Raw genomic sequence first — 21738 nt, forward strand, 5'->3', positions numbered from 1 at the left:
GGACCAAGGTCCCCACGGGCCGTTCAGCGCTGTCCGGACATCCCTCCGGCGGGCAGGTGGCGCCTGGGTCAGGCGGCGGTGACACCCTGGAGCGCGAAGGCGCCCTCGATGATGTCCAGACCCTCGGTGAGCAGGTGCTCCGGGATCACCAGCGGCGGCAGGAAGCGCAGCACGTTGCCGTAGGTGCCGGCGGTGAGCACCACCAGACCCTCGGCGTGGCAGGCCTTGGCCACGGCGGCGGTGAACTCCGGGTTCGGCTCCTTGGAGCCCGGCTTCACCAGCTCGACGGCGATCATCGCGCCGCGACCGCGGACGTCACCGATCACGTCGAACTTCTCCTGCATCGCCCGCAGGCGGCCCAGCATGACCTCACCGATCCGCTGCGCCTTGCTGACGAGGTCCTGCTCCTTCATCGTCTCGATGGAGCCCAGCGCGGCCGCACAGGCCACCGGGTTGCCGCCGTAGGTGCCGCCCAGGCCGCCCGCGTGCGCGGCGTCCATGATCTCGGCGCGACCGGTCACCGCGGCCAGCGGCAGACCGCCGGCGATGCCCTTGGCGGTGGTGATCAGGTCCGGGACGATGCCCTCGTCCTCACACGCGAACCACTGGCCGGTGCGGCAGAAACCGGTCTGGATCTCGTCGGCGACGAACACGATGCCGTTCGCCTTCGCGAACTCCACGATGGCCGGCATGAAGCCCTTGGCCGGCTCGATGAAGCCGCCCTCGCCCTGGATCGGCTCGATGATGATCGCGGCGACGTTCTCGGCGCCGATCTGCTTGTTGATGATGTCGATCGCCTGGGCGGCGGCCTCGGCGGCGCAGTTCTCCGCACCGGTCAGCCAGCGGTACGGGTAGGCCACCGGCACCCGGTAGATCTCCGGGGCGAACGGCCCGAAGCCCTGCTTGTACGGCATGTTCTTCGCCGTCAGGCCCATGGTCAGGTTGGTGCGGCCGTGGTAGCCGTGGTCGAACACCACGACGGCGGTGCGCTTGGTGTACGCACGGGCGATCTTCACCGCGTTCTCGACCGCCTCGGCGCCCGAGTTGAACAGCGCCGTGCGCTTCTCGTGGTCGCCCGGGGTCAGCTCGTTCAGCTGCTCGGCGACGGCCACGTAACCCTCGTACGGGGTCACCATGAAGCAGGTGTGGGTGAAGGCGGCCAGCTGCTCGCTCGCCCTGGCCACCACGGCCTCGGCGCTGTTGCCGACGTTGGTCACGGCGATGCCGGAGCCGAAGTCGATCAGCGAGTTGCCGTCCACGTCCTCCAGCACGCCACCGTTGGCACGGGTGACGTACACCGGCAGGGTGGTCCCGACGCCGGCCGCCACCGCACCCAGCTTGCGGGCCTGCAGCTCCTGCGACTTCGGACCGGGGATCGCGGTGACCAGACGGCGCTCCTGCGGGAGCGGCGTTACGGCGCTCATGGGGTATCTCCAGACTTCTCGGCTCGGTGCTCGCAGGCTACGGCCGCCCTCTCCGCCCGGGCATGCGCCACTCGGTAGCAGTGCGCCGTCCGACTTGTCCGGCACGGCCAGCACGAGCGGAACGACTACCCGGAGGCCACGCTCCACTACCCTGAGCGCGGGCGTGTCGCCGGTACGGCGGCATGGGTATGGCGGCACCGACGGCGGTCGGGCCGGGCGGGCGAGGGAGCGGGGCCGTACATGGCACAGGACGGGTCACACCACCACGTCGAACACACCACCACCAGACCTCCGACCCCGGTCCCCCACCAACGACCCGGCGCCCCCGCCTTCGACCTCGCCGCGTGGGCCACCGCCCCTCGCCCCGAAGCCGAACCGGGCGTCTACCGGCTCGGCTACCGCCCCATCGATCCGGAGCGCGCGGAGGCCGCCCAGGTCCCGACCTGGCCGCTGCTGCTGCGGGCGGCGCTCAACGCGGTGGTGGGGTGGTTCGCGTACCTCTACGGCACGCAGCTCTTCATGTACGTACTCGTGTGGTTCGGCGGGCAGACGGGTATCGGCCCGCTCGCCTCGCCCTCCGAGTCCGAGGCCATGTTCACCTTGCTGGTCGCCAACATCCTGGTCCTGGGCATGGTCATCAAGGTCTTCGGCCGCATGGGCCGCTGGCTGGAGGTGTGGCGCCGCTACGCGGCTCCCCTGCTGTCGCGGACGGTGACGCACGAGGAGCCCGCCGAGGAGCCCGGCCCGGCGGCCGTGGAGGCGGCCCGCAGGCTGGACCCCTGGGACGGGCTGCGCCGGGGCGGGGCGGTCGAGGCGGCGGCAAGGCTGGACGGGGAGGCCGTCGGCGACGTCGACTACGTGCGGATCCGGCGCGCCTGGGAGTCCGCGCAGGCGGATCCGGTGTTCCTGCCCGCCTTTGCCGAGCAGGTGGCCACCCGCGGCGCGGCGGCCTTCGCCCACCCCTCCGAGGCGCGCGAGCTGCCCGGACGCGTCCGGCGGCACGATCTGCTGCTGGGCCAGGTCTGTCTCGGGGTTGCGCAGGACGTGCCGAAGAACCCGTTGAGCCATCGGGCCGCCGACTTCGCGCTGGACCCGGCGGTACTGGGCACCTCGCTGCTCGCAGTGGGCCCGGCCGGGACGGGGAAGACCGCGCGGCTGGCCCGGCCGGTGGCCGAGGCGCTGTGCCTGCATGCGCTGGCGGGCACCGCCTGCGCGGTGGTGGTCGGGGCGGCGGACGCCGATCTCGGTCCGGACGCCTGGTACGACGTGGTGATCGCTCCCGGCGACCCGGCCTCGGCGTACGGACTGGATCTCTACGGCGCGGCGCAGGACCCGGACGACGCGGCGGCCCGGCTGGCCGACGCGCTGCTGCCGGACGAGCTGACCGCCCGCGCGGAGAACGCCCGGACGGCGCTGCAGCAGGTGGTGGGCCCGTTCCACGCGGCCCTCGGCCGTTACCCGGGGGTGCGCGAGCTGCGGGCCCTGCTGGGCGGTGAGCCGGATGCGCTGGCGGCGCTGGTGAAGGCGCTCGGCGTGGCCGGCCGGCTGGCCGCGTACGAGCGGGACCTGGAGTACCGGGAGCGCCAGCGCGACCGGGCGGACGATCCGGGGGCGCTGCTGGCCGACCGGCTGGGCCTGCTGGAGCGGCCGGCGTTCGAGGGTGCCTTCGCGACCGACGGTACGGGCCGCCCGCCGTTCGCGATGCGCGTGCTGGACCACCCGCTGCGGGTGCGGGTGAAGCTGCCCGAGCGCAGCCACCCGGAGGCCGCCCGGATGCTGTCCCGGCTGGTGGTGGGGCAGTTCGTGCAGGCGGCCGGGGCCCGTGAGGACCGCTCGCTGTTCGCCGGCCTGGTGGTGGACGACGCCTCGGCGGCGGTGGACGCCACCGTCGTCCGCGGCCTGCAGCGGATGCGCGGCGCGAACGCGGGCGCGGTGCTGCTGCTGCGCACCCTGGTGGACCTGCCGGAGGCGTTGCGGGCGCCGCTGTTCGGCGCGGTCGGCTGCCGGATGGCTTTCCCCGGGATCGCGCCCTGGGACGGGCGGCTGTTCTCCGAGGCCTGGGGGACGCACCTGGTGCAGGAGACCGCGGTGACCCACACCCCCGACACCTCCGGTGGGGTGATGCGGCGGGCCGGGCGGATCGGGCGGAAGGCGTTGTCGGGGACGACGGCGCAGACGGAGTCGGTGACGACGCGGGAGGTGGAGAGGCTGCGGTGGTCGCCGTCGGATCTGGCGCACGCGCTGCCGGCGGGGCACGCGGTGGTGTCGTTGACGGCGGTGTCGGGGGAGCAGGTGCCGCCGTTGCTGGTCGACCTGCGGGGGTGAAGCGGGTGAAGCGGGTGAAGCGGGTGACCGGTGGCGGCGGGAGGGCAGGGGAGGGAAGTCGCCTTCGAGGTGGATTCGGCAGTGCCGGTTGTCCGGAGCGTCCATAATGAAGGGGAGAGACCCTCACCAGTCCCACTGCCCTCTCCTCGCCCGGCCGCAACGGCGCGGTCAGGTCGATCTTCCGAAGGTGCCATGCCCCCCACACTCGCCTCCGTCGTCCGCAACAGTTCGCTCCACCTGACGGTGCTCGCCGGTGCGGACCACCTGGAGCGGCCGGTCCGCTGGGTGCACACCAGCGAGCTGGACGACCCGACGCCGTTCCTGGAGGGTGGCGAGCTGCTGCTCACCACCGGTATCAAGCTGGGCCGCACGGCGGCGCAGCTGCAGGCGTACGTGCACCGGCTGGCCGATGCCGGGGTGGTGGGGCTCGGGCTGGGGGTGGGGCTGTCGCACACCGAGGTGCCGCAGCCGCTGGTGGAGGCGGCGCAGCAGCGGGGGCTGCCGTTGCTGCGGGTGCCGGAGCCGACGCCGTTCATCGCGATCAGCAAGGTGGTGTCGGCGGCGCTGGCCGCGGAGCAGTACGAGGCGGTGACGACCAGTTTCGAGGCGCAGGAGGAGCTGACCCGGGCGGCGCTCGGGAAGGACGGCACGACGGCGGTGGTGCGTCGTCTGGCGGCCCGGCTGGGGGGCTGGGCGGCGTTGTACGACGGGTCGGGCGCGCTGTCGGTGGTGGCGCCGGACTGGGCGGCGCGCCGGGCGGGGCGGCTGGCGGCGGAGGTGGACCGGCTGCGCCGGCGGCCGGCGCCGTCGAGTGCGGCGCTGCAGGGGCGTTCGCCGGGGATAGACACGGCGGACGAGGACTACGTGGTGGTCCAGTCGCTGGGGGCGGACCGGCGGGCCCGGGGCTTCCTGGCGGTGGGGACCGAGGACCGGATCACGCCGACCGAGCGGTACGTGCTGAACGCGGCGGTGGCGCTGCTGACACTGACCCTGGAGCGTTCGCGGGAGCTGCGGCAGGCCGAGGAGCGGATGGGCGCGGCGCTGCTGCGGATGGTGCTGGCGGGCGAGGTGGCGACGGCCCGGCAGGTCGCGGTGGGGCTGTTCGGCGGGATGCCGGAGGGGACGATACGGGTCCTGGTGGCCGGGGCCGGGCCGAACGCGGATGCCGCGGACGCGCTGGCGGAGCTGGGCGACCGGGCCGAGCAGGCGGGTGCCCGGGTGGGCGAGAAGCTGCTGGTGGCGCGGGAGGACGGCGCGCACGGGCCGCGGCTGATGGTGCTGGCGCTGGACAACGGCGCGGTGCACCGGGCCTGCCTGGGCGCGGTGGAGGAGCACGAGGGCCTGTCGCTGGGCGTCTCGGCGCCGGCCGCGCTGGAGGAGGCCGGTACGGCGCACGCGCAGGCGGAGCGGGCGCTGGCGGTGGCGCTGCGCGGTGGCCGCAGGTCGGTGGACCATGAGGAGGTCGGCGCGGGTTCGCTGCTGCCGCTGCTCGGGGAGGACGCGGTGACGGCCTTCGCGGAGGGGCTGCTGCGGCCGCTGCGCGAGCACGACCGGACGGCCCGCGGTGACCTGGTGGCCTCGTTGCGGGCGTGGCTGTCGCGGCACGGGCAGTGGGACGCGGCGGCGGCCGACCTGGGGGTGCACCGGCACACGCTGCGCTACCGGATGCGCCGGGTCGAGGAGCTGTTGGGCCGTTCGCTGGACGACACCGACGTGCGGATGGAGCTGTGGCTGGCGCTGCGCTCCGGGGAGGAATAGAACACCCGCCTGGACGCGGTGGAGTGGCCCCGGAGTCGAACACTCCTGGTCGGCCAATCCGGTCGGCCTGCCCTCGCACCTACCCTCGGGTTCGGTCCCACTCCCGTGGGCCGTACGACGACGAGGAGAGGGCCGGTACCACGGTGACCACCACGTACGATTTCTGGCTCGCCGGCCGCCGGGCGAGCGGTGACGCCGACTTCGAGGTGCACAACAGCTGGGACGGCCGTCTGGTCGGCAGGGTCAGCATTCCGACCGAGGCGCAGGTCGAGGAGGCGCTGGACGCCGCCGTGGCCGCGCTGCCGGTGTTCGCCGCCACCCCGGCGCACCAGCGGGCCGCCGCCCTGGACCACGTGGCCAAGCGGCTGGCCGAGCGCACCGAGGAGCTCGCCCAGCTGATCACGGCCGAGAACGGCAAGCCGATCAAGTGGGCCCGCGGTGAGGTGGGCCGCGCGGTGTCGGTGTTCCGCTGGGCCGCCGAGGAGGCGCGCCGGACCAACGGCGAGACGATGCGGCTGGACACCGACCCGGGCGGCGTGGGCCGTTTCGCGCTGGTGCGCCGCTTCCCGCGCGGCGTGGTGCTGGGTATCGCCCCGTTCAACTTCCCGCTGAACCTGGTCGCCCACAAGGTCGCCCCGGCGATCGCGGTCGGCGCCCCGATCATCCTCAAGCCGGCCCCGGCGACCCCGCTGTCGGCGATGGTGCTGGGCGAGATCCTGGCCGAGACCGACCTGCCGGTCGGCTCCTGGTCGATCCTGACCGTGCCGAACGACCGGATGCCGGCCCTGGTGCAGGACGAGCGCCTGCCGGTGATCTCCTTCACCGGTTCGGACAAGGTCGGCTACCAGATCATGGACTCGGTGCCGCGCAAGCACACCACCCTGGAGCTGGGCGGCAACGCCGCGGCCGTGGTCCTCGCGGACTGGTCCTCGGAGGCGGACCTGGACTGGGCGGCCACCCGGATCGCGATGTTCGCCAACTACCAGGGCGGCCAGTCCTGCATCTCGGTGCAGCGGGTGATCGCCGACGCGTCGGTGTACGACGCGCTGGTGGAGAAGGTCGTGGCCAAGGTCGGCGCGCAGGTCACCGGTGACCCGAACGACGACGCGACGGACGTCGGCCCGCTGGTCGACGAGAACGCCGCGAAGCGGGTGGAGTCCTGGGTGGACGACGCGGTCGCCAAGGGCGCCAAGGTGCTCGTCGGTGGGACCCGCGAGGGTGCGACCTACGCCCCGACCGTGCTGGCCGAGCTGCCCGCGGACGCGATCCTGGCCAAGGCCGAGGTGTTCGGCCCGGTGCTGTCGCTGCACCGGGTGGAGGGCGTGGCGGAGGCCTTCGCGGCCGTCAACGACTCGCCGTTCGGCCTGCAGGCGGGCGTGTTCACCCACGACCTGCAGACCGCCTTCCGGGCGCACCGGGAGCTGGAGGTCGGCGGTGTGATCATCGGCGACGCGCCGTCCTACCGGGCCGACCAGATGCCGTACGGCGGCGTCAAGGACTCCGGAGTCGGCCGTGAGGGCGTCAAGTACGCGATGGACGACTACACCGTCGAGAAGGTCATGGTCCTCACCGGCCTCGACCTCTGAGGGCCCTGAGGGCCTGAGGGTCCGCCCTCCGAGGGTTCGAACGACGCGGGGCCCGGTCCGGTGCGGACCGGGCCCCGCGCCGTGCTCGGCTGCCGTGCCCAGCCGCGGGATCAGCCGTCGTGCCCGGCCGCGGCGGCGACCGCCTCGGCGACGGTCGCGTTCCCGGCGACCAGTTCCAGGGTCTGTCCGGCGGTGCCGGGTTCGTGCAGCAGGGCGGCCAGGACGGCGGCCACGTCGGCCCGGTCGACCGTGCCGCGGTCGACGGAGGGGGCGAGGCGGACCAGTCCGCTGCCGGGGCCGTCGGTGAGCGAGCCGGGGCGCAGCACCGTCCAGTCCAGCGTGGTGCGGGAGCGGACGGCGTCGTCGGCGGCGCCCTTGGCCCGCAGGTAGGTCTGGAAGACCTCGTCGGGGTGGCGGGCGGCCGCGTCGGCGCCCATCGAGGAGACCATGAGGTAGCGGCGGACCCCGGCGAGTTCGGCGGCGTCGGCGAGCAGGACGGCCGCGTCGCGGTCGACGGTGTTCTTGCGGGCTGCGCCGCTGCCCGGGCCGGCGCCGGCGGCGAAGACCACAGCGTCGGTGTCGGCGAGCAGGGCGGCGAGCTGCGGGGCGGTGGCGGACTCCAGGTCGAGCACCAGCGGCTCGGCGCCGGCGTCGACGAGGTCCTGGGCCTGTTCGGGGCGGCGGATGATCCCGGCGGGGTGGTCGCCGCGGTCGGCGAGCAGCCGTTCGAGTTTCAGCGCGATCTGTCCGTGGCCCCCGGCGATGACGGTACGCATGGGTCCGACGGTAGCCCGGAGGGCGCGGATCGTCCTGGGGACCGCCGCGAACAGGACACAATGGGCGCATGACTTCGCTCGCCCACCCGCAGCTGCGTTTCACGCCCACCGTGGCGGACCCCTCCGGCCCCCGGGAGCTGGTGATCCTCGGTTCCACCGGTTCGATCGGCACCCAGGCCATCGACGTCGTGCTCCGCAACCCGGACCGGTTCCGGGTGGTCGCCCTGTCGGCGGCGGGCGGCCGGGTGGAGCTGCTGGCCGAGCAGGCGCTGCAGCTGGGCGTGCACACGGTGGCGGTGGCGGATCCCGCGGCGGAGCCGGCGCTGCGCGAGGCGCTGGCGTCGAAGGCGGCGGGCCGTGCGCTGCCGGCCGTGCTGGCGGGGCCGGACGCGGCGACCGAGCTGGCCGCGATGGAGTGCCACTCGGTGCTGAACGGCATCACCGGTTCGATCGGGCTGCGGCCGACGCTGGCCGCGCTGCGGGCGGGCCGGGTGCTGGTGCTGGCCAACAAGGAGTCGCTGATCGTCGGCGGCCCGCTGGTGAAGGCGCTGGCGAAGCCGGGGCAGATCGTGCCGGTGGACTCGGAGCACACGGCGATCTTCCAGGCGCTGGCCGGCGGTACCCGGGCCGAGGTCCGCAAGCTGGTGGTGACGGCGAGCGGCGGGCCGTTCCGGGGCCGTACCCGCGAGGAACTGGCCGGGGTGACGGCGGCGGACGCGCTGGCGCACCCGACCTGGGCGATGGGCCCGGTCATCACGATCAACTCGGCGACCCTGGTCAACAAGGGTCTGGAGGTGATCGAGGCGCACCTGCTGTACGACGTGCCGTTCGACCGGATCGAGGTCGTGGTCCACCCGCAGTCGGTGGTGCACTCGATGGTGGAGTTCACCGACGGTTCGACGCTGGCGCAGGCCAGCCCGCCGGACATGCGGATGCCGATCGCGCTGGGCATGGGCTGGCCGGACCGGGTGCCGGACGCCGCCCCCGCCTGCGACTGGACCAAGGCCGCGACCTGGGAGTTCTTCCCGCTGGACAACGAGGCCTTCCCGGCCGTCGAGCTGGCCCGTGAGGTGGGCACCCTGGGCGGAACGGCTCCGGCGGTGTTCAATGCCGCGAACGAGGAATGTGTGGAGGCCTTTCTGAAGGGCCGCCTCGCCTTCACCGGAATCGTGGACACTGTTGCGAAGGTCGTGGCCGAGCACGGGACGCCGGCGGCGGGAACTTCCCTGACCGTCGAGGACGTCCTGCACGCGGAGGACTGGGCGCGCGCCCGGGCCCGCGAGCTGGCGGCGGGCTGACGGGCCCCGACTCCGGAAGGCGGCGTCGGGCCGCCGGTACCCCGGTACCGGTGGCGCCCGGCGCGGCACGGATCGCGGTACGACGAGACGATGAGCGGAGCGGCATGACGGAGGGCCAGCGGTGGCAACGGTTTTGACGGTGGTCGGCATCCTGGTCTTCGTGGTCGGGCTGCTCGTCTCGATCGCCTGGCACGAGCTCGGCCACCTCTCCACGGCCAAGCTGTTCGGCATCCGGGTGCCGCAGTACATGGTCGGCTTCGGCCCGACCATCTGGTCGCGCCGCAAGGGCGAGACCGAGTACGGCATCAAGGCGATCCCCTTCGGCGGGTACATCCGGATGATCGGGATGTTCCCGCCGGGGGAGGACGGCCGGATCACCAAACGCAGCAGCTCGCCCTGGCGGACCATGATCGAGGACGCCCGTGAGGCCTCCTACGAGGAGCTCCAGGAGGGCGACGAGGACCGGCTGTTCTACACCCGCAAGCCCTGGAAGCGGGTCATCGTCATGTTCGCCGGGCCGTTCATGAACCTGGTCCTGGCGTTCGGGCTGTTCCTGACGGTCATGATGGGCTTCGGCGTCACCATGGCGGTGCCGACCATCGGCTCGGTCGCCCAGTGCGTCGTCAAGGCCGGCCAGCCCACCGACTCCTGCCCCGCCGACGCGCCCAAGACCCCGGCCAACGAGGTGGGCCTGCGCCAGGGCGACAAGGTGCTCTCCTTCGACGGCGACCGGATCCGCGACTACGACCAGCTGCAGGCGGACATCCGCAGGTCGGCCGGCAAGCAGGTGGCGATCGTGGTGGACCGCGGCGGTCAGCGGCTCACCTTCACCCCCACCATCGCCGTCAACGACGTGCAGAAGTACGACGGCAACGGCGTGCCGGTGAAGGGCCAGACCGTCCAGGCCGGGTTCCTCGGGTTCACCCCCACGAGCGAAACCGTCCAGCTCGGCTTCGGGCAGTCGATCGACCGGATGTACGACATGGCCGAGAACGGGGTGAAGTCGCTGGCCGCCCTGCCCGGCAAGATCCCCGGCCTGTGGAACGCCGTCGTGGGCAACGCCCCGCGCGACCCGGACTCCCCGATCGGGATGGTCGGCGCCGCCCGGGTCAGCGGCGAGGTGTTCTCGCTCCACGAGTCGGCCGCCCAGCGGGTCGCGATCTTCGTGAACCTGCTGGCCGGGATCAACCTGTCGCTCTTCCTCTTCAACATGCTGCCGCTGCTGCCGCTGGACGGCGGCCACATCGCGGGCGCGGTCTGGGAGTCGGTCCGGCGCCGGTTCGCGCAGCTGTTCCGGCGGCCCGACCCGGGCCCCTTCGACGTCGCCAAGCTGATGCCGGTGGCGTACGTCGTGGCCAGCATCTTCATCGGGTTCACCCTGCTGGTGATGGTGGCCGACCTGGTGAACCCGGTGAAGATCGGTTAGGGCGTCCGGGTACGGCGGGTGTGCTGGGCGCCCGGGCCGTGCCGTACCGTGGAGGCCGGGTGCGCGATCGTCCGCGTGCCCGGCCCCGGCCGTCCCAACGGCCGGGCGGTCGACCACACCTCTACCCCGGGGAACCCTGCGCACATGACCGCGATCTCGCTCGGTATTCCGTCCCTGCCGCTCAAGCCGCTCGCCAAGCGCCGCTACTCCCGGCAGATCATGGTCGGCAACGTGCCGGTCGGCGGCGACGCCCCCGTCTCGGTGCAGTCGATGACCACCACGGTCACCTCGGACATCAACGCCACGCTGCAGCAGATCGCCCAGCTCACCGCGTCCGGCTGCCAGATCGTCCGGGTCGCCGTCCCCTCCCAGGACGACGCCGACGCGCTGCCGATCATCGCCAAGAAGTCGCAGATCCCGGTCATCGCCGACATCCACTTCCAGCCGAAGTACGTCTTCGCCGCGATCGACGCCGGCTGTGCGGCCGTGCGCGTCAACCCGGGCAACATCAAGGCCTTCGACGACAAGGTCGGCGAGATCGCCAAGGCCGCCAAGGACGCCGGGGTGCCGATCCGGATCGGCGTCAACGCCGGCTCGCTCGACAAGCGCCTGCTGGAGAAGTACGGCAAGGCCACCCCGGAGGCGCTGGTCGAGTCCGCGCTGTGGGAGTGCTCGCTGTTCGAGGAGCACGACTTCCGCGACATCAAGATCTCGGTCAAGCACAACGACCCGGTCGTGATGATCCAGGCCTACCGCCAGCTCGCCGCCGCCTGCGACTACCCGCTGCACCTGGGCGTCACCGAGGCCGGCCCGGCCTTCCAGGGCACCATCAAGTCCGCGGTCGCCTTCGGCGCGCTGCTCGCGGAGGGCATCGGCGACACCATCCGGGTCTCGCTGTCCGCCCCGCCGGCCGAGGAGATCAAGGTCGGCAACCAGATCCTGGAGTCGCTCGGGCTGCGCCAGCGCGGGCTGGAGATCGTCTCCTGCCCGTCCTGCGGCCGCGCCCAGGTCGACGTCTACAAGCTCGCGGAGGAGGTCACCGCCGGGCTGGAGGGCATGGAGGTGCCCCTGCGGGTCGCCGTCATGGGCTGCGTCGTGAACGGCCCGGGCGAGGCGCGCGAGGCCGACCTCGGGGTCGCCTCCGGCAACGGCAAGGGGCAGATCTTCGTCAAGGGCCAGGTGATCAAGACCGTCCCCGAGTCGAAGATCGTCGAGACCCTGATCGAGGAGGCGCTCAAGCTCGCCGAGCAGATGCAGGAGGAGGGCGTCGAGGCCGGTTCGCCGACCGTCGTCGCCGCGGAGTGACCGCGGGGCGGTCACGTCGCGGGGTGGCCGCCGGGCGGTCCGAACGCAGGTGCGGCGAAGTCTTCCGGAAGCGGGGCCGTCCGTTCGCGGACGGCCCCGCGGCCGTAGCCGGGTGGGGCCACGGAGTAGGGTGCGGCCAGAGTCGTCTCAGTGAGGTGCTGTCTCGATGATCGATCGAGGTGTGATGCTCCCCAGCTCCTTCCAGGCCGCCCGGGCACTGGCCACCACCCGCGTGCTGGAGCCGCCCGACCTCGCGGACGCCCTGGAGATCCTCCACCGCGACCCGGTCGCCAACGCCTTCGTCGCCACCCGGGTCGAGGCCGTCGGGCTGGACCCGTGGCGGCTCGGCGGGGAGATGTGGGGCTGGTACGACGGGGACGGCGTGCTCGAGGCCCTGTGCTACGCCGGGGCGAACCTCGTCCTGGTCAACGCCGGGCCGCAGGCCGTCGCCGCCTTCGCCGAGCGGGCCCGGCGGCAGGGCCGGCGCTGCTCCTCCATCGTCGGACCGGCCGGCTCGACCGCCGCCTTCTGGGCCCTGCTGGAACGCAGTTGGGGGCCCGCGCGTGAAGTCCGGGGCCACCAGCCGCTGTTGGCGACCTCCTCGCCGTCCGCGGAGATCGCGCCCGACCCGCTGGTGCGGCGGGTGCGGCGCGATGAGGTGGAGGCGCTGATGCCCGCGTGCGTGGCGATGTTCACCGAGGAGGTGGGGGTGTCCCCGCTGGCCGGTGACGGCGGCCTGCTCTACCAGGCGCGGGTGGCCGAACTCGTCACCACCGGACGGTCGTTCGCGCGGTTCACCGAGGACGGCCAGGTGGTGTTCAAGGCCGAGATCGGGGCGGTGACCCAGGGCGCCTGCCAGATCCAGGGGGTCTGGGTGGCGCCCGAGTACCGGGGACAGGGGCTCTCCGAGACCGGGATGGCCGCGGTGCTGGAGATCGCGCTGCGGGAGGTGGCGCCGGTGGTCTCGCTGTACGTCAACGACTTCAACCTGCGGGCGCGGGCGGCTTATCGGCGGGTGGGGTTCCGGGAGGTCGGGGCGTTCATGAGCGTGCTCTTCTGAGGCGCTGCTCCGAAGTGCGCTTCCGAGATGCGCTTCCGCCGGGGCGGCGGGGCGCGGTTGGCCGGGGTTTCGCCGGTCGCTGGGTTCCGATCTTCGGCCGCGCCACGGGGCGGCTGGTAGTAACGTCCGGAGCATGGATCAGCTGACCGGGGTGACGATCGGGGCCATCGACCTTGCGGCCTGGGCGCCGCAGGCGCTGGAGGTCCAGGCGGTGGCGTTCGGCCTCACCCCCGAAGAGGTCGCGGTACGGCTGCACATCGTCGGACGGCACGCCCTGCAGCCCGGGGTGATCGCGTTCGGGGCGATGAGCGGGGGTCGGCTGGTCGGCTTCGGGTACGGGATGCCGAATCAGCGGGAGCACTGGTGGAGCACGGTCATCGAGCCGTACCTGACCGCCCGGGGGTACGCGGACTGGCTGGACGACGTGTTCGCCGTCACCGAGCTGCACGTGCTGCCGGAGTTCCAGGGGCAGGGAGTGGGCTCGCGGCTGATCCGGCTGCTGTGCGAGGGGTCGGGGCTGGAGCGGAGCATCCTGTCGGCGATCGACGCGGAGACGCCGGCCCGGCGGCTCTACCGGTCGCTGGGGTACCAGGACCTGGCGCGGGCGGTGCGGTTCCCGGCGACGGACCGGCTGTACGCGGTGATGGGGGCGCGGTTGCCGTTGCGGGGGGCGGGGCCCGGGGCGGGGGCTGTGGACGGCGTGGGGGGCGTCGTCTAGGCGGTCCGGTCGGCCGGGGCCGGGGCCGGGGCCGGGTGTTCAGGAGTCAGAGGCTGCCGGCGAATTCGAGGTGGAGTTCGGCGTCCTCGCGGCGGCCCGTGGTCAGGTCCCGGAGGGCGAGGTCGACGGCGCGGAAGAGGGTCCAGCCGCGTAGCCGCTCGCGGTCGACGCCGAGGGCCTCCGCGAGCTGGTTCAGCCGGCGGCGGACGGCGGCGGGGGCACCGGGGGAGCCGAGCAGGGTGTCCGCGCGGTCCAGGACGAGCCGGGCCAGGTCGTAGGCGCGCTCGCCGGCCAGCGGGCGGGGGTCGATCGCCAGCCAGGGGGCGCGGTCGGCGGCGAGGACGTTGCCGTGGTGGAAGTCGCCGTGCAGCAGGAAGGTCTCGGCGGCGGAGCCGGTCAGATCCTCGGCGGTGGCCAGGGCCTCGTCGAGCAGGGACTTCGCGGCGGCCGCGGCGGGGTCGGCACGGTGCTCGGCGACGCGGGCGGCGGTGTCCGCGACCCGGTCGGCGGGGGTGGGCAGGGCGCTCCCGGTGGGCGGCTCGACCCAGAGGCGGTGCAGCAGGCTGGTGGCCTCCAGCATGGCCTTGGGCTCGGCGAGTGAACGCAGCGGGATCTCGCCGTGCAGGCGTTCCAGCAGCAGGGTGCCCTCGGCGGGGTCGGCGGCCAGGAGGAGGACGGCCCCCCGTCCGGCCCAGTGGGTGAGGGCGGTGTGCTCGTGGGCGGTCTCGGGGGTGACCAGGCCGGTCTTGAGGACGGCGGGGGAGAGGTCGTCGCGGTGGACGTACGCGATGAGGCTGAGGCTGCCGCCCGGGTCCAGGGTGCGTTCGAGGGTGAGATTCCAGCGGGTCAGGTGGGTGGCGACCCTCGTGGGGAGGGTGGCCAGCCACTGGCGGCCCTCTTCGCCGTGGGCGGCGGTGACGGTGGTCGTCAGCCAGGTGGGGGCGGGGAGGTGGGGGGTGGGTCCTGACATGCCGGCCTTCCGGTTGGTGCGGGGGTGGCTTGTCCATTGTGGGTGATGTGGGGGCTGTGGGGGGGTTGCTGTTGGGGGGTGGGGCTTTCGGGAGGGTGGGTGACGCCGGGGGCGGTTCCGGGGGTGGGTGCTCCGGGGGCTGGGTGATTTTCGGACTGCCGACTCTCATCGTGGGGGCTGGTCGCCGTTGGCAGTCTGAAAATCACCCGTTACGCCCCCTTCCGCACCCACCCCCTCCACCGCCCCCTCCCGCAGCGCGTCCCTCTCGCCTGGTCGGGTGGGTGGGGGAGGGGTGGGTGTGGGCGCGCGGGGGGTTGCCCGCGCGCCCACGGTGGGGGGAAGGGTGTGCCCGCGCGCAGGGGTGTGGTGGCGCGGGGGCGGAGGGGGTGCCTGGGTGGGGGTCAGTTGGGGCCGGTGGGGGTGGGGAGGGTGCCGGGGATGCCGGGGAAGGGGGTGGTGGGGGCGGCCCAGTGGTGGGCTCGGAGGGTGCAGTCGCGGAGGGCGGTGGCGGCGGTTCGGCGGTGGGGGGTGGGGAGGTCGGCCACGAGGTCGGCGTAGACGGTGGTGAGGCGGGTTTCCAGGTGGGCGGCGAGTTTGGTGGCGGTGGGGGCGTCGGTGACGGGGAAGGGGAGGCGGTAGCCGCCGGCGGCGGGGGTGGGGGTGGTGCCGGGGGTGGTGAGGAGGCGCTGCCAGGTGTCGCGTTGGGCCTGGTGGGCGGCGTAGTAGGTGCGGGCGTCAGCACGTTGTTGGTCGTCGGGGAGGTGGGCGCCGACGACGCCGTAGCCGTAGACGGCGGCGTGTTCGGCGCTCAGGGCCTTCTGGAGGGCGGGTGCCGGGGGACCGGGGGTGGGGGTGGGGGCGGGCTGGTCGGGTGGGGCGCCGAGGGTGGTGGCGTGGAGGGCGTTGGCGGCGGCGACCGAGGCGAGCAGGCGGGCGAGGGGTGGCCGGGCGGTGTCGAGGTCGGCCAGGTGGGATTCGGCGGTCTGGCGTTCCAGGGCGGCCAGGGTGGCGGAGGTGGGAGCGGGCGTGGGGGTGGGGCTGGTGCTCGGGGTGGGGGTGCCGGTGGCGGGTGGTAGGCCCTGGGCGAGGGCGGCGCGGTGCTGGGCGGTTTCGGCGCGGAGGGGTTGGAGGAGGGCGGTCTGGGCGCCGGGGGTGGCGAGGAGGGTGTCGTAGGCGGCCAGCAGGGTGTCGGTGGCGGCGACGGCGCGGAGCCGGATGGGGGCGTCCGGGTCGGGGCTGGGGGCCTTGGTGGCGGCGTCCGTTCCATCGGTGGCGGTGCAGGCGGTGGTGAGGGTGATCAGCCCGAGGGCCAGGAAGGTCCGTCGGCTGGGCGGCTGCATCGGGGTCACTCCGGAGCGGGTAGGGAGGACGGCCTCCCCTTGTCCGCCCTCGGTGGCCCGATCTTCGCAGAATCCCCACGATTGCGGGGGTCCGGTGCGGTGGGTGGGCCGGTGTGAGCTTGCTCGCAGTGGGTGGCGTCCGGCTGGTCGGGGGAGGTCCGGAATCGGTGGTTCGCGGCTTCACCGGCTAGGCTTTGGGCCGAGCTGCCGTGACCCGGAGTGCGCCCGAGGGGCGCGGAGGGCGCGGGGCGACCTCTGACAACAGCAGACGCGGCCGAGGAGTCCACCCGGATGAGCACCACCCACACCGACCGGCTGCGCGCGTTGCTGGAGCCGCTGGCCGCGCAGGCCGGACTGGACCTGGAGGACGTCAAGGTCACCAAGGCGGGCAACCGCCGGCAGGTGCAGATCGACGTCGACACCGACGGCGGCGTGGACATGGACACCATCGCCGAGTTCAGCCGGGTGGTCGGCGAGGCCCTGGACGCCTCGGACGTGATGGGCGAGGAGCCGTACCTGCTGGAGGTCGGCTCGCCGGGTGCGGAGCGTCCGCTGGTGCTGCCCCGGCACTGGCAGCGCGCGGAGGGCCGGCTGGCCAAGATCCACCTGGTCGACGGCGGGGAGATCGTCGCCCGGGTGCTGGAGGCGGACGAGGACGGTGCGCTGATCGAGGTGCAGCCGGTGAAGGGGCGCGGCCGTCCGAAGGAGCGCCGTCTGGCGTACGCCGAGGTGGCCCGGGCGCGGGTCCAGGTGGAGTTCAACCGCAAGGACGACGAGCAGCTCCTGGACGAGGCCGCCGACTTCGACGAGGGGGACGACGGCGCCGAGTGAGCCGGCCGCCGTACGACCATCATGAACGTGACGAAAGACGAGGAGGCGTAGCCGTGGACATCGACATGAGTGCCCTGCGCACGCTGGTCAACGAGAAGAACATCCCCTTCGACCTGCTGGTCGAGTCCATCGAGTCCGCCCTCCTCACCGCGTACCACCGCACCGAGGGCTCGCGCCGCCGCGCCCGGGTGCACCTGGACCGCAAGAGCGGCCACGTGACCGTGTGGGCCACCGAGGACCCGGCGGAGCTGGACGAGGGCGTCGAGCCGAAGGAGTTCGACGACACCCCGAGCGGCTTCGGCCGGATCGCGTCCAGCATCGGCATCCAGGTGATGATGCAGCGCCTGCGCGACGCCGCCGACGACCAGACCTTCGGCGAGTACGCGGGCAAGGAGGGCGACATCGTCACCGGTGTCGTCCAGCAGGGCAACGACCCGAAGAACGTGCTGGTCGACATCGGCAAGCTGGAGGCCATCCTGCCGCCGCAGGAGCAGGTCCCGGGCGAGGACTACCGGCACGGCACCCGGCTGAAGTGCTACGTCGTGGCGGTGCGCCGCGGTGTCCGCGGGCCGTCGGTGACGTTGTCGCGCACCCACCCGAGCCTGGTGAAGAAGCTGTTCGCGCTGGAGGTCCCGGAGATCGCGGACGGCAGCGTGGAGATCGCGGCGATCGCCCGCGAGGCCGGCCACCGCACCAAGATCGCGGTCTGGTCGCGCCGGGCCGGGCTGAACGCCAAGGGCGCCTGCATCGGTCCGATGGGCTCGCGGGTGCGCGCCGTGATGGGCGAGCTGCACGGCGAGAAGATCGACATCGTCGACTGGTCCGAGGACCCGCGCGAGATGGTCGCCGCCGCGCTGTCCCCCGCCCGGGTGACCAGTGTGGAGATCGTGGACGCCGCCCAGCGCTCCGCGCGGGTGATCGTGCCGGACTACCAGCTGTCCCTGGCGATCGGCAAGGAGGGGCAGAACGCCCGTCTGGCCGCACGTCTCACCGGGTGGCGGATCGACATCCGGCCGGACACCGAGGGGCAGGCGGAGCCCCAGCACGAGGACGGCGGGGCCTCGGCGCGGTAGTCAGTGTTGTTCCTGGCGGTCCCCGCCGGTCCTCCGGGATCAGCGGGGCGGCGCCATGTCGCTTCGGAGGGGTAGACTTGCCTTCGTCTGGCCGGACGCATGTCCGAGCACGCCCGGAACGCACCTGCGTGGGCTGCCGCAAGCGAGCGGCCAAGCACCAGCTGTTGCGTGTCACGGCGGTCGAGGGCGTCTGCGTCCCCGATCCCCGTGGTGCACTGCCGGGCCGGGGTGCTCACCTGCACCTCGACCTGGCCTGCCTCGACCTCGCGGTCCGCCGTCGGGCGTTCCCCCGGGCCTTCCGGCTCCAGGGGGCGCTCGACACGGAGCGGCTCCGCGAGTTCATCGAGGGGCGGGTCGGCGGAGCCCCTGGGGCGGACCGCCTCCCGTGACGGCCGCCGCTCACCGCGGCGGAGAGAACCACCGCAACAAGCACAGCGCTCGGGCAGCCGCGCGCCGTGCCACCAGTCAGGTACCTCGCGATGTGGAAGTAGGTCGAGATTGCGATGAGCACTCGATGAGTACGCGATGAGTACGCGATGGGTACGCCCATGAAGTAGCGACAGTCCGGCGGACGAGACCCCCGGACTCATAGACAGGAGTGAAGTGGCTAAGGTCCGGGTTTATGAACTCGCCAAGGAGCTTGGCTTGGAGAGCAAGGCCGTCATGGCCAAGCTCACCGAGCTCGGTGAGTTCGTCCGTTCGGCGTCCTCGACGATCGAGGCGCCGGTCGTGCGCAAGCTGACTGACGCGCTTGGTGTGGCCCCCACCGGTGGTGGCGCTGCCAAGCCGGGCCCGCGGAAGACCGCGGCGCCCCAGCCCGCGGCAGGTGCCGCGGGTGCACCCAAGCCGGGTGCCCCGACCCCGGGTCCGCGCCCTGGCGCGACCCCTGGTCCCCGTCCGACCCCGGCCGCCGCGGCTCCCGCCGCTCCGGCCGCCCCCGCGGCTCCGGCCGCTCCCGCCGCGGCCCGTCCGGGTGCGCCGACCCCGGGCCCGCGCCCGGCCGCGCGTCCCGCCGCCCCGGCGGCTCCGGCCGCTCCCGCGGCCGAGTTCTCCTCGCCGGCTCCGGCCGGTGACGCCCCGCGTCCGGCCGCCCAGGCCCCGCGCCCGGCCGGCCAGGCCGGTGGCGGCGCCCGTCCGGGCCCGCGTCCGGCCGGCCCGCGTCCGGGCAACAACCCGTTCACCTCGGGCAGCGCGACCGGTATGGCGCGCCCCGGCGACCGCCGTCCCGGCGCGCCGGGTGCCCGTCCGGGTGCTCCGGGTGCGCAGGGCGACCGTCCGCGTCCCGGTGGCGACCGTCCGCGTCCGGCCGGTGCGCCGGGTGCCGGTGCGGCGCGTCCGGGCGGCGACCGTCCGCGTCCGGCCGGTGCGCCGGGTGCCGGTGCGGCGCGTCCCGGTGGCGACCGTCCGCGTCCGGCCGGTGCGCCGGGTGCCGGTGCCCCGCGTCCCGGTGGTGCCCCCCGTCCCGACGGCATGCCGCGTCCGGCCGCGCCGCGTCCCGGCGGGCCGACCCCGTCCGGCATGCCGCGTCCGAACCCGGGCATGATGCCGCAGCGTCCGGCCGGCCCGCGTCCGGGTCCGGGTGGCCGTGGTCCGGGTGGCCCCGGCGGTCGTCCGGGTGGTCCGGGTGCCGGCGGTGCCCGTCCCGGCTTCCAGGGCCGTCCGGCCGGTCCGGGCTCGCGCCCGGCCGGTGGCGGTGGCTTCGGCGGCCCGCGGCCCGGTGGCGGTGCCCCCGGTGGCGGTGGCGGCTTCGGCCCGCGTCCCGGTGGCTTCGGCGGTCGTCCCGGCGGCCCGGGTGCCCGTGGTGGCACGCAGGGCGCCTTCGGTCGTGGCCCGGGCGGTCGCCCGGCGCGCGGTCGCAAGTCGAAGCGGGCGAAGCGCCAGGAGTACGAGGCCATGCAGGCCCCGTCCGTCGGCGGTGTGATGCTGCCTCGCGGCAACGGCCAGACCGTTCGCCTGTCGAGCGGCGCCTCGCTGATGGACTTCGCGGAGAAGATCAACGCCAACCCGGCCGCGCTCGTCTCCGTGATGTTCAACCTCGGTGAGATGGTCACCGCGACCCAGTCGGTCTCGGACGCCACGCTGCAGCTGCTGGCCGACGAGATGGGCTTCCAGCTGGAGATCGTCAGCCGGGACGACGAGGACCGCGAGCTGCTGGAGTCGTTCGACATCGACTTCGGTGCCAACGAGGGCGACGAGGACCAGCTGGCCCCGCGTCCGCCGGTCGTCACCGTCATGGGTCACGTCGACCACGGTAAGACCCGACTGCTGGACGCGATCCGCAAGTCCAACGTGGTGGCCGGCGAGGCCGGTGGCATCACCCAGCACATCGGTGCCTACCAGGTCGTCACCGAGGTGAACGGCGAGCAGCGCCCGATCACCTTCCTCGACACCCCGGGTCACGAGGCGTTCTCCGCCATGCGTGCCCGTGGTGCCAAGTCCACCGACATCGCGATCCTGGTGGTCGCGGCCAACGACGGTGTCATGCCGCAGACGGTCGAGGCGCTGAACCACGCCAAGGCCGCCGGTGTGCCGATCGTGGTCGCCGTCAACAAGATCGACGTCGAGGGCGCCGACCCGACCAAGGTCCGCGGCCAGCTGACCGAGTTCGGCCTGGTGGCCGAGGAGTACGGCGGCGACACCATGTTCGTCGACATCTCCGCGCGCCAGGGTCTGCACATCGACCAGCTGCTGGAGGCCGTGGTCCTGACCGCGGACGCCTCGCTCGACCTGCGGGCCAACCCCGACCAGGACGCGCAGGGTATTGCGATCGAAGCCCACCTGGACAAGGGCCGCGGCGCCATGGCGACCGTCCTGGTCCAGCGCGGTACCCTCCGCGTCGGTGACTCGATCGTCGTGGGCGACGCCTACGGCCGCGTCCGCGCGATGCTGGACGAGAACGGCAACAACCTCAGCGAGGCCGGCCCGTCCCGTCCGGTCCTGCTGCTCGGTCTGACCTCGGTGCCCCGCGCCGGCGACAGCTTCATCGTCGTCGACGAGGACCGCACCGCCCGCCAGATCGCCGAGAAGCGCTCGGCCCGCGACCGCAACGCCGCCTTCGCGCAGCGTCGGGTCCGGGTGTCCCTGGAGGACCTGGACAAGGCCATCGCCGCCGGCTCCATCGAGCAGCTCAACCTCATCATCAAGGGTGACGTCTCCGGTTCGGTCGAGGCCCTTGAGGACGCCCTCGTCAAGCTGGACGTGGGCGAGGAGGTCGAGCTCCGGGTCCTGCACCGCGGTGTGGGTGCCATCACCGAGTCCGACGTGGACCTGGCGATGGGCTCGGACGCCATCATCATCGGCTTCAACGTGCGCGCCGAAGGCCGTGCGCGTGCGGCGGCCGAGAAGGAAGGCGTGGACGTCCGGTACTACTCGGTCATCTACCAGGCGATCGAGGAGATCGAGAACGCCCTCAAGGGCATGCTCAAGCCGGAGTACGAGGAGGTGCGCCTCGGCGCCGCGGAGATCCGCGAGGTCTTCCGCTCCTCCAAGTTCGGCAACATCGCCGGTGTCCTGGTCCGCGACGGCGTCATCCGCCGCAACGCCAAGGCCCGCCTGCTGCGCGACGGCAAGGTCGTGGCGGAGAACCTCTCGATCGAGGGTCTGCGCCGCTTCAAGGACGACGCGACCGAGGTCCGCGAGGGCTTCGAGGCCGGTGTCACCCTGGGGTCGTTCAACGACATCAAGGTCGAGGACATCATCGAGACCTACGAGATGCGCGAGAAGCCGCGCGCCTAGTCGGTGTCAGCCGGGGCCGGTCGACGGATGGTATTTCCGTCGACCGGCCCCGGTCTCGCTGTGTAGGGTCCGGGGTGTTCGGAAGTCACCTTCCGAACACCCCGGCGCGGGCC

At 73.4% G+C, this 21738-nt stretch carries 16 protein-coding genes; 12 read left to right on the plus strand and 4 right to left on the minus strand.

Going from position 1 to position 21738, the window contains the following annotated elements; translation table 11 throughout:
• Nucleotides 1-68 precede the first annotated feature (68 nt).
• Nucleotides 69-1424, minus strand: coding sequence for a 4-aminobutyrate--2-oxoglutarate transaminase (gene gabT, locus ACZ6Z8_RS35930; RefSeq protein WP_465614203.1), 1356 nt, complete (start codon nt 1422-1424; stop codon nt 69-71).
• 240 nt (nt 1425-1664) lie between these two features.
• Between gabT and ACZ6Z8_RS35935 the strand changes: the two genes are divergently transcribed.
• From ACZ6Z8_RS35935 to ACZ6Z8_RS35945, 3 genes are all read left to right on the plus strand, one after another.
• Nucleotides 1665-3749 carry a type IV secretory system conjugative DNA transfer family protein gene (locus ACZ6Z8_RS35935; protein WP_465614204.1) on the plus strand — a complete coding sequence of 695 codons (2085 nt, stop codon included), beginning with the start codon at nt 1665-1667 and terminating at the stop codon, nt 3747-3749.
• A gap of 192 nt (nt 3750-3941) precedes the next feature.
• Nucleotides 3942-5507 (plus strand): PucR family transcriptional regulator, encoded by a 1566-nt coding sequence (locus ACZ6Z8_RS35940; RefSeq protein WP_465614205.1) that lies wholly within the window; start codon nt 3942-3944, stop codon nt 5505-5507.
• A 143-nt stretch (nt 5508-5650) separates the two neighbouring features.
• Complete coding sequence (locus ACZ6Z8_RS35945; protein ID WP_465614206.1) at nt 5651-7093, plus strand: aldehyde dehydrogenase family protein; 1443 nt, start codon at nt 5651-5653, stop codon at nt 7091-7093.
• A gap of 110 nt (nt 7094-7203) precedes the next feature.
• On the opposite strand, the gene ACZ6Z8_RS35950 is transcribed toward ACZ6Z8_RS35945, so the two are convergent.
• Complete coding sequence (locus tag ACZ6Z8_RS35950) at nt 7204-7869, minus strand: NAD(P)-binding oxidoreductase (protein ID WP_465614207.1); 666 nt, start codon at nt 7867-7869, stop codon at nt 7204-7206.
• Nucleotides 7870-7937: 68 nt separating this feature from the next.
• Between ACZ6Z8_RS35950 and dxr the strand changes: the two genes are divergently transcribed.
• The 5 genes from dxr (at nt 7938) to ACZ6Z8_RS35975 (ending at nt 13676) form a co-directional block, all read left to right on the plus strand.
• Nucleotides 7938-9167, plus strand: a complete 1230-nt coding sequence (gene dxr / locus ACZ6Z8_RS35955) for a 1-deoxy-D-xylulose-5-phosphate reductoisomerase (protein WP_465614208.1) — start codon at nt 7938-7940, stop codon at nt 9165-9167.
• Nucleotides 9168-9288: 121 nt separating this feature from the next.
• Nucleotides 9289-10593, plus strand: coding sequence for a M50 family metallopeptidase (locus tag ACZ6Z8_RS35960; RefSeq protein ID WP_465614209.1), 1305 nt, complete (start codon nt 9289-9291; stop codon nt 10591-10593).
• Between the two features lie 144 nt (nt 10594-10737).
• Entirely contained in the window at nt 10738-11898 is a 1161-nt protein-coding gene (ispG, locus tag ACZ6Z8_RS35965) for a flavodoxin-dependent (E)-4-hydroxy-3-methylbut-2-enyl-diphosphate synthase (protein WP_030290407.1), read from the plus strand.
• A gap of 184 nt (nt 11899-12082) precedes the next feature.
• Complete coding sequence (locus ACZ6Z8_RS35970; RefSeq protein ID WP_465614238.1) at nt 12083-12958, plus strand: GNAT family N-acetyltransferase; 876 nt, start codon at nt 12083-12085, stop codon at nt 12956-12958.
• 133 nt (nt 12959-13091) lie between these two features.
• A complete protein-coding gene (locus ACZ6Z8_RS35975; protein WP_465614210.1) occupies nt 13092-13676 on the plus strand; it encodes a GNAT family N-acetyltransferase in 585 nt (194 codons plus the stop codon).
• 46 nt (nt 13677-13722) lie between these two features.
• On the opposite strand, the gene ACZ6Z8_RS35980 is transcribed toward ACZ6Z8_RS35975, so the two are convergent.
• Both ACZ6Z8_RS35980 and ACZ6Z8_RS35985 read right to left on the minus strand, forming a co-directional pair.
• Nucleotides 13723-14646 carry an aminoglycoside phosphotransferase family protein gene (locus ACZ6Z8_RS35980; RefSeq protein WP_465614211.1) on the minus strand — a complete coding sequence of 308 codons (924 nt, stop codon included), beginning with the start codon at nt 14644-14646 and terminating at the stop codon, nt 13723-13725.
• A 401-nt stretch (nt 14647-15047) separates the two neighbouring features.
• The gene (locus ACZ6Z8_RS35985; RefSeq protein WP_465614239.1) at nt 15048-15986 is read right to left on the minus strand and encodes a ferritin-like domain-containing protein; all 939 of its coding nucleotides are present in this window, start codon (nt 15984-15986) and stop codon (nt 15048-15050) included.
• A 291-nt stretch (nt 15987-16277) separates the two neighbouring features.
• On the opposite strand from ACZ6Z8_RS35985, the gene rimP reads away from it, so the two are divergent.
• From rimP to infB, 4 genes are all read left to right on the plus strand, one after another.
• Complete coding sequence (rimP, locus tag ACZ6Z8_RS35990) at nt 16278-16817, plus strand: ribosome maturation factor RimP (protein ID WP_465614212.1); 540 nt, start codon at nt 16278-16280, stop codon at nt 16815-16817.
• A 53-nt stretch (nt 16818-16870) separates the two neighbouring features.
• Nucleotides 16871-17890 carry a transcription termination factor NusA gene (gene nusA / locus ACZ6Z8_RS35995; protein ID WP_465614213.1) on the plus strand — a complete coding sequence of 340 codons (1020 nt, stop codon included), beginning with the start codon at nt 16871-16873 and terminating at the stop codon, nt 17888-17890.
• A 77-nt stretch (nt 17891-17967) separates the two neighbouring features.
• On the plus strand, nt 17968-18279 hold the full coding sequence (locus tag ACZ6Z8_RS36000; RefSeq protein WP_465614214.1) for a YlxR family protein: 312 nt from the start codon (nt 17968-17970) through the stop codon (nt 18277-18279).
• A 214-nt stretch (nt 18280-18493) separates the two neighbouring features.
• On the plus strand, nt 18494-21625 hold the full coding sequence (infB, locus tag ACZ6Z8_RS36005) for a translation initiation factor IF-2 (protein WP_465614215.1): 3132 nt from the start codon (nt 18494-18496) through the stop codon (nt 21623-21625).
• The last annotated feature ends 113 nt before the right edge of the window (nt 21626-21738 follow it).

Source organism: Kitasatospora sp. NPDC101108 (genome assembly GCF_055584725.1).

What these genes read in the sequence shown, in the direction of transcription:
- ispG (WP_030290407.1), top strand. Translation starts at nt 10,738, where the DNA reads ATGACCGCGATCTCGCTCGGTATTCCGTCCCTGCCGCTCAAGCCGCTC.
- ACZ6Z8_RS35935 (WP_465614204.1), top strand. Translation starts at nt 1,665, where the DNA reads ATGGCACAGGACGGGTCACACCACCACGTCGAACACACCACCACCAGA.
- ACZ6Z8_RS35975 (WP_465614210.1), top strand. Translation starts at nt 13,092, where the DNA reads ATGGATCAGCTGACCGGGGTGACGATCGGGGCCATCGACCTTGCGGCC.
- ACZ6Z8_RS35970 (WP_465614238.1), top strand. Translation starts at nt 12,083, where the DNA reads ATGCTCCCCAGCTCCTTCCAGGCCGCCCGGGCACTGGCCACCACCCGC.
- ACZ6Z8_RS35980 (WP_465614211.1), bottom strand. Translation starts at nt 14,646, where the DNA reads ATGTCAGGACCCACCCCCCACCTCCCCGCCCCCACCTGGCTGACGACC.
- ACZ6Z8_RS35940 (WP_465614205.1), top strand. Translation starts at nt 3,942, where the DNA reads ATGCCCCCCACACTCGCCTCCGTCGTCCGCAACAGTTCGCTCCACCTG.
- rimP (WP_465614212.1), top strand. Translation starts at nt 16,278, where the DNA reads ATGAGCACCACCCACACCGACCGGCTGCGCGCGTTGCTGGAGCCGCTG.
- dxr (WP_465614208.1), top strand. Translation starts at nt 7,938, where the DNA reads ATGACTTCGCTCGCCCACCCGCAGCTGCGTTTCACGCCCACCGTGGCG.
- ACZ6Z8_RS35950 (WP_465614207.1), bottom strand. Translation starts at nt 7,869, where the DNA reads ATGCGTACCGTCATCGCCGGGGGCCACGGACAGATCGCGCTGAAACTC.
- gabT (WP_465614203.1), bottom strand. Translation starts at nt 1,424, where the DNA reads ATGAGCGCCGTAACGCCGCTCCCGCAGGAGCGCCGTCTGGTCACCGCG.
- ACZ6Z8_RS35985 (WP_465614239.1), bottom strand. Translation starts at nt 15,986, where the DNA reads ATGCAGCCGCCCAGCCGACGGACCTTCCTGGCCCTCGGGCTGATCACC.